This is a genomic window from Streptomyces roseicoloratus (genome assembly GCF_004117935.1).
Taxonomy (GTDB): Bacteria; Actinomycetota; Actinomycetes; order Streptomycetales; family Streptomycetaceae; genus Streptomyces; species Streptomyces roseicoloratus.
Genome location: NZ_SDOY01000170.1, coordinates 128,249 through 141,170, shown reverse-complemented (window position 1 = coordinate 141,170; position 12,922 = coordinate 128,249). Strand labels below are relative to the sequence as shown.

Here is a 12,922-nt window from a genome sequence, read left to right as displayed (position 1 = left end):
GCTTGGCCCGGCTGATCGACGACCGGGGGGAACGCGCATGGAGCGGCTGCGCCCTGACGATCCCTCCTGGACCGGCCCGTACGTCGCCCTGGGCCGGCTCGACGCGGAGCCCGAACGGGCCGTCCCCGCCCGCCGCCTCATCGCCCGCAGCGCCGACGGCGACCGCACCGTCCTCGTCCACATCCCGCCCGTCGAGGTCGACCCGGCCCGCTGGGCCGTCGAGGCCGAGGCCGCCCGCCGCCTGGCCGTACCGGGATTCCTGCCCGTCACCGAGCTGGGCGGGACGCCCGAACTCCCCTGGTGCGCCTCGCCGTACGTCCCCGCCCTTCCGCTCCCCGCCGCCCTGCGGGCCCACGGCGGTCCGCTGCCCGAGCCGACCGTGCGCGCCCTGGGCGCCGCCCTCGCCCGCGTCCTGGCCACGGCCCACGCCCAGGGCGTGACGCACGCGGGACTGTCCCCCGCCTCGGTCCTGCTGACCCCCGAAGGGCCCCGCCTGGACTGTTTCGGCGCGGCACGGGCCGCCGGCCCGGACGGCGTGGAGCGCGGCGGTCTGCCGGGCCTCGATTCGGGAAGCCTCGCCCCGGAGCAGGCGTCCGGCGGCCGGCCCCGCCCGCTGGGCGACGTCTACGCCCTGGGCGCGGTGCTCGCCTACGCGGCCACCGGCCACACCGTCCCCGAACGCGAGGAGCTGCCCGCCTCCCTCCGCGACCCGGTCTCCGCGTGCCTCGCCCGCGACCCCGGCCGCCGACCGCAGGCCCACCAGCTCCTCGCCCGACTGGACCCGACGGCCCACCCGACGGCCGCCGCGACCGGGCACCAGGCCACCGCCCTCGACGCGGGCACCCACTCGACCCCGCACGCCGCCACCGCCCACCCGGCCCCGCACCCGACGGCCCCCGTGACCGAGCACCAGGCCACCGCCCTCGACGCGGGCACCCACTCGACCCCGCACGCCGCCACCGCCCACCCGGCCCCGCACCCCGCTGCTCCTCCGGCCGCGGGCCCCGCGCCGGCGCACCACCCCACCGCCCTGGACACGGCCGCCCCGTTCGTCCCCCTCCCCGCCTCCGTGGTCACCGCGCTCGCGCGGCAGTCGGCGCAGGTCCTCGCGGCCGAACTCCCCACCCCGGCCCCGGCCCCCACCCCGGCCCCGGCCTCCGTACCCTCTCCCGCTACCTCTCCCACTCCCGCTCCCGCTCCCGCTCCCGTGACGCGCCCGGCTCCGGCCCCCGCTCACGCACCCACTCCCACCCCCTGGTCCGACGGCTGATGCTCTCCCCCCTGACCCACGACGACCCGCACCGGATAGGCGCCTACCGCCTCGTCGCCCGCCTGGGCAGCGGCGGCATGGGCACCGTCTACCTCGCCCGCTCCGCCACCGGCCGTACCGCCGCGCTGAAGACGATGCACGCGCGCCTCGCCACCGACCCCGCCGTCCGGACCCGCTTCCGGCTCGAAGTGGACGCGGCCCGCGTCATCGGACCCGTCCACGGCGCCCGGGTCTTCGACGCCGATCCGCACGCCGAAACCCCGTGGCTCGCCACCGAGTTCGTCCTCGGGCCGCCCCTCGACGAGGCCGTCGCCCTCACCGGCCCGCTGCCCGAGGCCGCCGTACGCGCGCTGGGGGCCCTGCTGTGCGCGGCGCTGGCGCAGCTGCACGCCTCGGACGTCGTCCACCGCGACCTCAAGCCCTCCAACATCATGATCACGGCGGACGGCCCCAAGGTCATCGACTTCGGTATCGCCCGCGCCATCGGCGACGACCGCCTCACCCGTACCGGCACCGCCGCGGGCACGCCCGCCTTCATGTCCCCCGAGCAGGCCACCGGACAGGAACACACCCCGGCCGGCGACGTGTTCGCCCTCGCGGGCGTCCTCGTCCACGCGGCCACCGGCCACGGCCCCTTCGGCACGGGGCAGCACGCCGACCTGGTCTACCGCGTCCGCTATGCCGAGCCCGACCTCACCGGCGTTCCTCCGGCCCTGCTGCCCGTCCTGGCCCGCTGCCTCGCCAAGGACCCGGCCGCCCGACCGACCACAGGCGCGCTCGCGGCCGAACTGCGCGCCGGACAGCAGGGGTTCGCCGAGCACCTGCCCGAACCGCTGCTGAGGGAGATCGCCCGCCGCGTCGCCGGCGTCTGGCACATCCCTCCCCACCGCCTCCCGCCACCGCCCCCGGACCAGCACCTCGCGGCGACCGCCCCGGGCCTGGGCCCTGCCCCGGGCCCCGCCGCCTCCCGCCTCTCCCGCCGCAGGCTGCTGACCGCCGGGGCCGGTGCGTTCCTCGGCGCGGCGGCGCTCGGCGGCGGAGCGTGGGCGTGGCTCGGGCGCGGCGAACCGTCGGACGGCCCGAAGGGATCCGGCACCCCCGCCCCCACCGCGTCCGGGACACCGGCGCTGGACCTGGTCTGGCAGGTGGAGACCAGCACCATCGAACCGCGCACCCCGCCGGCCCCGATCGTCCTGAACGGACTGCTCGTCGTCGACGAGACCGACGTGAAGGGCCTGGACCCGGCCACGGGCACGGCCAAGTGGGCCGATCCGAAGCCCTATTTCCTGCGCGAGGTCACCACGGACGGCACGCGGCTCTACGCGGTCGACACGTACCGCGACGAGAAGGAACCGCTCTCCCTCGTGACGGTCGACCCGGCCACCGGTGAGTACGGCGACCCGTTCGCCGAGCTCGCGGACGTCCACGCGGTCTCGAACGTGATCCAGATGCTGTGCGCGACTCCCCGGACCGTCTTCCTGACGGCCGGCCGGGGCCCCGCCTCGCAGGGCAGCAGCTACCGCAGGGACCAGTCGTGGTTCCTGCTGGCCGTCGACATCGGTTCGGGCCGGCGGCTCTGGCAGGTCCCGCTCCCGGCCCGGCCGGACGGGTCGGAGCGCCTGCACTACCTGTTCGCCCGCGCCTCCGGCGACCACCTGGTCCTCGTCCAGCAGGCGGCCGACGGCGGCCTGCGTCTGGTCGTCCACGACGCGGGAACGGGCAGGGAACGGTGGAGCATGTCGCTCGGCGACGAACAGCCGGAGTTCGTCCGTGCCCTCCCGGCCGTCGACGACCGGCACGTCTACCCGTCCACGGGGGACCTCGTCGCGCTCCGGCTGGCCGACGGCAAGCGCGCCTGGCGCTTCGCCGGGGCGGTCCCGCGAGCCCGGTTCGGCCCGCCGGCCGTCCAGGACGGAGTGGTGTACGCACAGGAGGAGGGCCGCGGCCTGGTCGCCGTCGACGCGGCCGGCGGCACGGCACGGTGGGAGGAGCGGTGGGAGGAGCGGGGGCAGCCGGTCACGGCCTCCGACCTCGCGTTCCCGCCCGCGGTCGGCCCGGAGCGCGTGTACGCGTACCGGAGTTCCGCGACCGGGGTGGTCGCCGCCGACCTCCGCACCGGCGCCCTGGACCGCCCGTTGAAGGCAGGCAGGGCCCGCTACTTCGTCGACGCGTCCGCGCGACGGCTGATCGCCGTCGACAGCGAGTACACCGCCGCGTACCCGCTCGCCTGACCCGGCTCACAGAAAGTCCCGCCCACGATGAAGCCGCTGGAATCCGGAGACCCGATCCGCCTGGGCCCGTACCGCATCCTCGCCGTCCTCGGCGAGGGCGGCATGGGCAAGGTCTACGTCGGACAGGACGGCGAGGGACGGCCCGCCGCCGTCAAGGTGCTGCACCCGCACCTGGCGCACGACCCGCACCTGACCCAGCGCTTCGTCCGCGAGGCCCAGACGGCCCGCGCGGTCACGGCGGGATCGGTGGCGCGGGTCCTGGACGCCCGTACGGAGGGCGGACGGCCGTGGATCGCGACCGAGTTCCTCACCGGACCGACCCTCGCCGACGCCGTCGCCGCCCACGGCCCGCTGGACGAGCCGACCGTACGGGCCCTGGCGGCGGCGCTCGCGCACGCGCTGCGCGACATCCACGCCGCGGGCCTCGTCCACCGGGACCTGAAGCCCGCCAACATCGTGCTCACCACGGCCGGTCCGCGCGTCATCGACTTCGGCATCGCGCGCCCCGAGCACGGCCTCACCCTCACCACCACCGGCCAGGTGCCGGTCACGCCCGGCTACGGCGCGCCCGAGCAGGTCCTCGGGCAGCGCGTCGGCGCTCCGGCCGACGTGTTCTCGCTGGGCGCGGTCCTGGTGTACGCGGCGAGCGGACGGCCGGCGTTCGAGGGCGCACACGTCGCCGCCGTCCAGTACGAGGTCGTCCACGGCATGCCGCGCCTGGACCGCGTACCGCCCGCCCTGCAGCCGCTGATCGGTCCGTGCCTCGCCAAGGACCCGGCGGCCCGGCCGCTGCCCGAGCGGATCGCCCGGCAGGCGGCGGCGCCCCGGGGCGCGGACCGGGCCTGGCGGAAGGGACCGCTCGCCGAGGACATCACGACCCGCGCGGCGGGCCTCCGCCGGCTGACCACCCCGCCGGGCGGGGCCGCCTCCGGCGCGGTCTCCCGGCGCCGGTTGCTGACCGGGCTCGCGGTGGGCGGTTCCGTGCTCGTGGCCGGCGGCGGCGCCGCGTGGTGGAACCTGCGGAACGGGGACGGTCGCGGCGGCCCCTTCGACATCCCGCCGGCCGTCGCGGCGCCGCAGGGCCGCGTCCTCGACGCGCAGAAGGGCGACTACCTCCTCGGCTCGACACCCGAGCCGCTCTGGACGGTCCCCGAGGCCGTGGCGGAGAACACCCCGGCGCCCCTCCCCGTCCGGGACGTCGTCGTCACCGCCGCCCCGAAGGGCGGGATCGCCGCGCGCGGCGTCGTCGACGGCTCCGTCCGCTGGACGGCGCCGGACGCCGTGGCCGTCAACCGCTATCTGTCCCTCTCCGACCGGCTGGTGGCCGCCACCGACCGGAACGGCACCCTGGTCACCTTCGTCGCCTCGACGGGCGAACCCAAGTGGACGTCTCCCGCCGAGGCCGCCTGGCTGCTCGCCGCGGACGAGGAGGCCGTCTACCTGGTCACCAGGGACCGGCGCGTCCGCTGCGTCGGCCGCTCGGACGCCAGGATCCGCTGGACCGTCGAGGCCGGCGCGGACCTCGGCAAGGACGCCGCGTCACGCGGCCTGGCGGCCCACGGCCGGCTGGTGATCGCGGCGGCGGACGGCGACGTCGTCGCCCTCGACACGTCCGACGGCCGCAAGGCGTGGAGCCGCCCCGGCCAGTCCGCGGACGGCCGGGCCGGCCTCGCACGGTCGGACCGCACCCTGTGCATCACGGGCAGGAACCTCTCCGCCGCCGACCTCGTCACGGGCAAGGACCGCTGGACGGCGGAGAACCCCAAGGTCCCGAACGCCGACGCGGTCGCCTGGGGCCCGCCGACCGTCCACGGCCCGCACGTCTACGCGTCGGTCCTCTCCTACCCGTTCCGCTACGACCTGGCCACCGGCAGACCGAGCGACTGGCCCTACAACGGCCTCCTCCGCTGCGACCCGCCCAGCCCCCTCGTCGTCCAGGGCCACGGCCTCTGGTCGGTCGCCGTCAACGCCGACCAAGGCGGCGTCAACGTCATCGACTTCACCTCAGGAGGCCGCCCGTCCTGGGTCTACCCGATCATCAGGACCCCGGACCGCTACTGGCTCACGGCCGCCGACAACCGCGTCTTCCTCCTGGACGGCACGACCCTGACCGCCCTACCGGTCTTCTGAACGCCCCAACGGGGCCCAAACCTCACGCCCCTGGCCCCGCCCTGCCCCACACTCCTCAGCCGCTTCCTCCGGCCGCGCCCAGGACCGGAAGAGAGACCCACTCGGACACGCCCCGGACCCGGAAGAGACCACCCACTCGGACCCTCCCCGGACCCGGAAGAGACGACCTAGCCGAACACCAGCTCACCCAGCTCCTCGAGCCAGTACCGCACCTGATGCCACCGCCGGCAGAACCGCTTCGGCCGCCGCCACCGCGGCGCGTCCAGCACCCGGTGACACTGCTTGCACCGCTTCACCCGCACGCCCCGTTCCCCCATGCCGGCGACTCTATCCACCCCGCCGCCGACCGCAGTCGAGGCCACCCCACCCGCGAACCCCTGGGCACGCAACGGGCACGCAACGAGGGTGCGAAGGTCACCACGCTCCGCCCCGACCGCCCTGAATACAAGAAAAAACCCTGGTCAGCGTGTATCTGACCAGGGTTTCCATGGAGCCGCCTTCGGGATTCGAACCCGAGACCTACGCATTACGAGTGCGTTGCTCTGGCCAACTGAGCTAAGGCGGCGCCGCCGTGCGTCCCATGGTGGGTGCAGCAGCGTCGCCAAGTCTACACAGTTTCCGGGAGTGCTCTGACCACCCCTATGAGCAGCGCTTTCCGTCCGTTGGCAGGGTGCCTTCCAGGAGGTAGGCGTTGATCGCCGAGTCGATGCAGTCGCTGCCCCGGCCGTATGCCGTGTGGCCGTCGCCTTCGTAGGTGAGGAGGGTGCCGGAAGAGAGCTGCCCGGCGAGGGCGCGAGCCCACTTGTAGGGGGTGGCGGGGTCGCGGGTGGTGCCGACGACGACGATCGGGGCGGCGCCCTCGGCCGTGATGCGGTGGGGTCGGCCGGTGGCCGGGGCCGGCCAGTAGGCGCAGTTGAGGGCGGCCCACGCGAGGTTGCGGCCGAAGACCGGGGAGGCCTTCTCGAAGGACGGCACCGCCTTCTCGGCCGAGGCCGGGCCGGAGAAGGCCGGTGGGAGGTCCAGGCAGTTCACCGCCGCGTTCGCGGACATCAGGTTCGCGTACGTGCCGTCCGGCTCCCGCTCGTAGTACGTGTCGGCCAGCGCCAGCAGAGCCGAACCCTCGCCGCCCATCGCCCGGGTCAGCGCCTCCCGCAGCTGCGGCCAGGCCGATTCGTCGTACATCGCGGCGATCACGCCCGTCGTGGCGAGGGACTCGCCCAGCTGCCGGCTCTCGCCGGTCGGCACCGGCCGGGCGTCCGTCTCGCGGAAGAAGGCCTTCAGCGCGTCGAGGGCCGCCGGCACCGACGTCGTGCCGAGCGGGCAGTCCCGCTGCTTCACGCAGTCGGCGGCGAAGGCGTTGATCGAGGTCTCGAATCCGGCCGCCTGCTCACGGTTGAGCTGCTCCGCGGTCAGCGACGGGTCCATCGCGCCGTCGAGCACCAGCCGCCCCACGCGCGCGGGGAACAGCTCGGCGTACGTGGCCCCCAGGAACGTGCCGTACGAGGCCCCCACGTACGTCAGCTTCTCGTCGCCGAGCACCGCCCGGACGATGTCCATGTCCCGCGCCGCCTCCACCGTGGAGACGTGCGGCAGCACCGCGCCGGAGCGCTTCGCGCACGCCGCGGCGTAACCCTTGTAGGAGCCCGCCAGCGCGTTCTGCTCGGCCGCGCTGTCGGGCGTCACGTCCACCTGCGTGTACGCGTCCATCTGCGGGCCCGTGAGGCACTCCACCGGCGCGCTGCGGGCGACACCGCGCGGATCGACGCCCACGATGTCGTACCGGGCCCGGACCGGGGCCGGGTAGCCGATGCCCGCGTAACCCTGCACGTAGCCGACGGCCGAGCCTCCGGGGCCGCCCGGGTTCACCAGGAGCGAGCCGAGCCGCTTGCCGGGCCCGGTGGCCTTCGACCGCGTCACGGCCAGCTCGACCCGCTCGCCGTCGGGCTTCGCGTAGTCGAGCGGCACCCGCACCGTGGCGCACTGGAAGTCCGGCACGCCGCAGTCCCGCCACGACACCTTCTGCCCGTAGTACGCGGCCAGCGGCGCCGGACCCGCCGCCCCGGGCGTGCTCGACGGGGGCGCGGCGGCGCCGCTCCCGTCCGTACAGCCGGAAAGGACGAGGCCACCGACCGCGAGGGCGATGGCGGTACTGCGAAGCAACCGCCGGGAGTCCATTCCCGGAGCGTATCGGCACGGGTACGTAACGTGTCCAATCCGCCCGTGCCTCCCCGCTCCTGCCTCCTGTGGACAGCGCTTCGGCCCGTGGACGGGGCCCGCGCACAGCACCACCGTGGCCGGTCGCCACGCGCACGCGTCGGCGCGACCGTCCCAGGGCCTACCCGACCCCTGATCCGCCGGACGCCCTAGTCGCGCAGCTCCATCGTCATGGCCTCCACCGCCAGCAGCGGCGCCACGTTGCGGTCGAGGGCCTCCCGGCAGGCGAGGACCGCCTCGATGCGGCGCAGGGTGCGCTCGGGCGTGGTGTCGCGGGCGATCCGCTCCACGGAGTCCCGTACGTCCTCGTTGGCCAGCGGCGTCGCCGCGCGCAGCTGCAGGGCCAGCACGTCGCGGTAGAAGCCGGTCAGGTCGGACAGCGCGAGGTCCAGGCTGTCGCGCTGGGTGCGGGTGCGGCGGCGCTTCTGGCGCTCCTCCAGCTCCTTCATCGCGCCGGCCGTGCCCCGCGGCATCCGGCCGCCCTGGGCCGCGCCGAGTGCCGCCTTCAGCTCCTCGGTCTCCTTGACGTCGATCTCCTCGGCGACCTGCTTCGCGTCCTCGGCGGCCGCGTCGATCAGCTCCTGCGCCGCGCGCAGCCCGCCGCCGACGTCACCGACCCTCAGCGGCAGCTTCAGCACGACCGCGCGGCGGGCCCGCGCCCGCTCGTCCGTGGCGAGCCGCCGGGCGCGGTCGATGTGGCCCTGGGTGGCCCGGGCGGCGGCGTGCGCCACCTCCGGTTCGACGCCGTCGCGGCGGATCAGCAGGTCGGCGACCGCGTCCACGGAGGGTGTGGTCAGCGTCAGGTGCCGGCAGCGGGAGCGGATCGTGGGCAGCACGTCCTCCAGGGACGGCGCGCACAGCAGCCACACCGTGCGTGGTGCCGGCTCCTCGACCGCCTTCAGGAGCACGTTCGCCGCGCCCTCGGTGAGCCGGTCCGCGTCCTCCAGGACGATGACCTGCCAGCGTCTACCGGCGGGCGACAACTGGGCCCGCCGGACCAGGTCACGGGTCTCCTTCACGCCGATGGACAGCAGGTCCGTCCGCACCACTTCGACGTCCGCGTGCGTGCCCACCAGGGCCGTGTGGCAGCCGTCGCAGAAGCCGCAGCCCGGCGCGCCGCCCAGCGCCCGGTCCGGGCTGACGCACTGCAGCGCCGCGGCGAACGCCCGCGCCGCCGTGTCCCGACCGGCCCCGGGGGGGCCGGTGAACAGCCACGCGTGCGTCATCTTGGACGCCTCGGGAGCGGCCACGCCGGCGGCGTGCGCGGTCACGAGCGCGTCGGCGTCGCGCGCGGCGGCGGCCAGCTGCTCCTCGACCCGCGGCTGCCCCACGAGGTCGTCCCATACGGCCATGTCTGCTGCCCCTCCTCAGGTACGCCCCCCATTGTGGGGCACCCGTCTGACAGCGGGTCCCGCCTACAGGGGCCTCCCAGCGGGTCCCGCCTACAGAGGCCTCCCAGCGCGTCCCCCGTCAAAGGCCCCTCGGTCAGAGGCCCCTCAGGCACATCCCTTCGGACCCAGGTCCCCTCAGGCACATCCCTTCGGGCCCAGGTCCTCTCAGCCGCGCCGCCGCGCGAGTCCCGTCAGCCGCGCCGCCCACGCGAGTCCCCTCAGCCGCGCCGCCCGCCCGGGCCTCCTCAGCCGCGACGCCGGCGGTCGTCCTCGTCGTCGTCGCCGAAGGCGCCCAGCAGTTCGTCCGCGAGGGTCGGGAGGTCGTCGAGCGGCGTCTCCTCGGCCCAGTCGGAGCGGCGCCGCGGCCGGCCCTGCTCGTCGAGCTGGGGCAGCTCGCGGGTGCGGTCGTTCGCCCCCGTCGAACCGTCCCGTCCGGCCCGGTCGTCCCGTCCGGCCTGAACGTCCCGGGCGTCCCGGTCGTCCTGCTCGTCGCGGAAGAAGCCCTGCGGCACCCGGTCGGCCGGGGCGTCGTCCCGCACGGACGGCAGCACGGCCGTCTCGTCGACCTCGCGGGGCCCGGTCTCCCGGATCCGAGGGATGACCGTGGTCTCCTGGTCGAGCCGCACGACGGGGGTCGGGACGGTGATCTCGTTCGGCGACACGGTCGGCGCGTCGTCCGCCTCCGGGACGTACGCGGCACCCGCCCGCGGGTCCGCGCCCCGGCCCCGCTCCGGGCGCTTGGTCATGTCCGGGCCCTTGGTCAGGTTCGGCCGCACGATCGGGGTCTCGACCGTGACCTCGTTCGCCGACTCCTCCAGCGCCTTCGCCTCGGCGGCCCGGCGCGCGGCCTCCGCCCGGCGCTCGGCCTCCGCCTTCTCGGCAGCAGCCTTCTCGGCGACGGCCCGCTCGGCGGCAGCCTGCTCCGCGGCGGCCTTCGCCGCAGCCGCACGCTCGGCCGCGGCCTGCTCCGCAGCCGCGCGCTCCGCCGCTGCCTTCTGCTCCGCTGCCCGCAGGGCGGCAGCCTCTTCGGCCGCCTTGCGCGCCGCGGCCTCCTCGGCCGCCTTCGCCGCGGCGGCCTCCGCGAGCCGGCGGGCCTCCTCGGCGCGCAGCAGGGCCTCCTCGGCCTTGCGCTGCTTCTCCTTGCGGCGCTCCTCGGCCTCGGCCCGCAGCCGGGCCTCCTCCTCGGCCTCCTTGCGGCGCCGTTCCTCCTCCTCGCGGCGGGCCTTCTCCTCGGCCTCGCGCCGCCTGCGCTCCTCCTCTGCGGCGATCCGCGCCTCCTCGGCGCGCTGCCGGGCCTCCTCGGCCTGCCGTTCGGCCTCCAGGCGCCGGGCCTCTTCCTCCTCGGCCTTGCGCCGCGCCTCCTCCTCGGCACGGAGCTTGGCGAGCTGCTCCTGGCGCTCGCGCTCCAGGCGCTCCTCCTCGGCCTTGCGGGCGGCCTCTTCCTCGGCCTTGCGCCGGGCCTCCTCCTCGGCCTTCCTGCGCGCCTCCTCCTGGGCCTTCACCTCGGCCTCGGAGAGCGGCAGCATCCGGTCGAGCCGGTGGCGTACGACGGTGGTGACGGCCTCGGGCTCCTGGCCGGCGTCGACGACGAGGTAACGGCCGGGGTCGCCGGCGGCGAGGGCGAGGAAACCGGCCCGCACGCGCGCGTGGAACTCGGGCGGCTCGGACTCGAGCCGGTCGGGCGCCTCGGTGAAGCGCTCGCGCGCGGTCTCCGGGGAGACGTCGAGGAGCACGGTCAGGTGCGGGACGAGCCCGCCGGTGGCCCAGCGGTTGATGCGGGCGATCTCGGTCGGGGACAGGTCGCGTCCGGCGCCCTGGTAGGCGACGGACGAGTCGATGTACCGGTCGGAGATCACCACCGCGCCCCGCTCCAGGGCGGGCCGGACCAGCGAGTCGACGTGCTCGGCGCGGTCGGCCGCGTACAGGAGCGCCTCGGCGCGGTTCGAGAGGCCCGCCGACGACACGTCGAGCAGGATCGAGCGGAGCCGCTTGCCGATCGGCGTGGCGCCGGGCTCGCGGGTGACGACGACCTCGTGGCCCTTGGCGCGGATCCAGTCGGCGAGCGCCTGGACCTGGGTGGACTTGCCGGCGCCGTCGCCGCCCTCCAGGGCGATGAAGAAGCCGGTCGGCGAGGGCGCCTGGGCCGGGTCGGCGCCGCGCAGCGCGTCGCGCAGGTCGCGGCGGAGCGGGACGCCGGACCGGTCGTCGGTCTTGGCGAGGACGAGCGCGGCGACCGGCAGCAGCAGCGCGCCGACCAGCATCAGGGTGAACGCGGCGCCGCCGTGGGCGAAGACGAAGCTGCCGGAGGCGAGCCGGTGCGGGCCGATCGCGGCGGCGAGCAGCGGCGCGCCGAGGGCGCCGGTCCCGATGCCGACGCGGGCGACGGCCCGGAGGTGCTCGGCGACCCGCGGCCTGCGGGCCTCCTCGGTCTCCTGTTCGGCGAGGCTGTGCCCGGTGCGGGCGGCGACTCCGGCGGCGTAACCGGCGAGGGCGGCGAGCGCGAGCACGGTCGCCGTGTCGGGCACCAGGCCCATCGCGAGCAGGGCGATGCCGGTGACGGCGACGGCCAGCGCGAACAGCCGGCGCCGCGAGAGCACGGTGAGCACGGATCCGGCGGTGCGGATGCCGACGGCGGTCGCGCCGCTGAGCGCGAGGATCAGCAGCGCGTACGTGACGGGCCCGCCGCCCAGGTCGCCCGCGTGGAGCACGGAGACGGCCGCGGCGGCCGCGATGGCGCCGGCGACGGTGGCGGAGGCGAGCACGATCAGTCCGAGCGCGCCGGTGCGGCCCTTCTCGGGGCCCTGGCCGCCGCTCGACGGGCGGCGCAGGCCCTCCAGGGGCGAGCGGGGCCGCGGGGTCTGGCCGCCGGGCAGCTCCAGGAACCACAGGAGGGAGACGGACGCCGCGAACAGGCCGGCGGCGACGTACGAGCCGAGGGCGGCCTGGTGCTCGCCGAACCAGTCGATGCCGCTGCCGAGCAGGTTGCCCACGAGCGTCGCGAGCAGCAGGACGGCGGCGGCCGTGGGTACCGCGAGGAATCCGGTGCGCAGGCTGAGCGTGCGCAGCGCGCCGAGGTGGTCGGGCAGCGGCCGGACGGCCTCGCCCTCGATCGGCGGGGCGGGCAGCAGCGCGGGCGCCGCGCCTTCCCTGGCGATCGTCCACAGGCGTTCGGCGGCGCCGGCGACGAAGACGGTGCCGAGCAGGGCCGGGAGGGCGCCGTCCCGGGTCCAGTCGAGCCACAGCGGGGCGACGACGAGCAGCGCGAGCCGTACCGCGTCGGCGCCGATCATGGTCCAGCGGCGGTCGAGCGGGCCGCCGGACGCGGTCAGCGCGGTGAGCGGGCCGAGCAGCACGGCGCCGAAGAGGACCGCGGCGAGCATCCGTACGCCGATGACGGCGGCGACGGCGAGCGCGGCGCCCCGGTATCCGCCGCCCAGCGCACCGCTGACGACGGCCGCATGGAGGCCGAGCAGCACCAGGACGAGGAGGGCGAGGGCGTCGCCCGTGCTACCGGTGAACTGGGCGCTCCACAGCCTTCGCAGGGGCTGATGGCGCAAGAGGGCCCGTACGGCACGCTCCCGGGAATCGGCGACGAGTGCGGCGTCGGTGTCTGGCTGCTCTGCTCGCGTCATCCGTCCACCCTATCCGGAGGGCCTTGCTGCCCGTGGCCTCCGCCCGAACAAAGA

Annotated in this window: 7 protein-coding genes and 1 tRNA gene; 3 read left to right on the top strand and 5 right to left on the bottom strand. The window is 75.9% G+C overall.

Translation table 11 applies throughout. The features are described 5' to 3' along the window. Nucleotides 1-37: 37 nt before the first annotated feature. The 3 genes from ESG85_RS36825 to ESG85_RS30385 are packed head-to-tail and all read left to right on the top strand — an operon-like array spanning nt 38 to nt 5,631. Nucleotides 38-1,270, top strand: a complete 1,233-nt coding sequence (locus ESG85_RS36825; protein WP_181019159.1) for a protein kinase family protein — start codon at nt 38-40, stop codon at nt 1,268-1,270. Beyond that, entirely contained in the window at nt 1,270-3,501 is a 2,232-nt protein-coding gene (locus ESG85_RS30390; protein WP_128984382.1) for a protein kinase domain-containing protein, read from the top strand. The genes ESG85_RS36825 and ESG85_RS30390 overlap by 1 nt, the downstream gene beginning before the upstream one ends. 27 nt (nt 3,502-3,528) lie before the next feature. Then, nucleotides 3,529-5,631 (top strand): serine/threonine-protein kinase, encoded by a 2,103-nt coding sequence (locus tag ESG85_RS30385; RefSeq protein WP_128984381.1) that lies wholly within the window; start codon nt 3,529-3,531, stop codon nt 5,629-5,631. A 167-nt stretch (nt 5,632-5,798) separates the two neighbouring features. Here ESG85_RS30385 and ESG85_RS35185 read toward each other — a convergent pair whose 3' ends face one another. The 5 genes from ESG85_RS35185 to tmk all read right to left on the bottom strand — a co-directional run bounded on the left by ESG85_RS35185 (nt 5,799) and on the right by tmk (nt 12,868). Beyond that, the gene (locus tag ESG85_RS35185) at nt 5,799-5,948 is read right to left on the bottom strand and encodes a hypothetical protein (protein WP_164986354.1); all 150 of its coding nucleotides are present in this window, start codon (nt 5,946-5,948) and stop codon (nt 5,799-5,801) included. Nucleotides 5,949-6,119: 171 nt separating this feature from the next. Next, nucleotides 6,120-6,196: transfer RNA gene (locus ESG85_RS30380), tRNA-Thr, on the bottom strand. Between the two features lie 74 nt (nt 6,197-6,270). Next, nucleotides 6,271-7,806, bottom strand: a complete 1,536-nt coding sequence (locus ESG85_RS30375; RefSeq protein ID WP_128984380.1) for an alpha/beta hydrolase — start codon at nt 7,804-7,806, stop codon at nt 6,271-6,273. A 188-nt stretch (nt 7,807-7,994) separates the two neighbouring features. Next, nucleotides 7,995-9,197: a DNA polymerase III subunit delta' gene (locus tag ESG85_RS30370; RefSeq protein WP_128984379.1), complete on the bottom strand. Its 1,203-nt coding sequence runs from the start codon at nt 9,195-9,197 to the stop codon at nt 7,995-7,997. A gap of 284 nt (nt 9,198-9,481) precedes the next feature. Continuing rightward, nucleotides 9,482-12,868 (bottom strand): dTMP kinase, encoded by a 3,387-nt coding sequence (gene tmk, locus ESG85_RS30365; protein ID WP_128984378.1) that lies wholly within the window; start codon nt 12,866-12,868, stop codon nt 9,482-9,484. Nucleotides 12,869-12,922 lie beyond the last annotated feature (54 nt).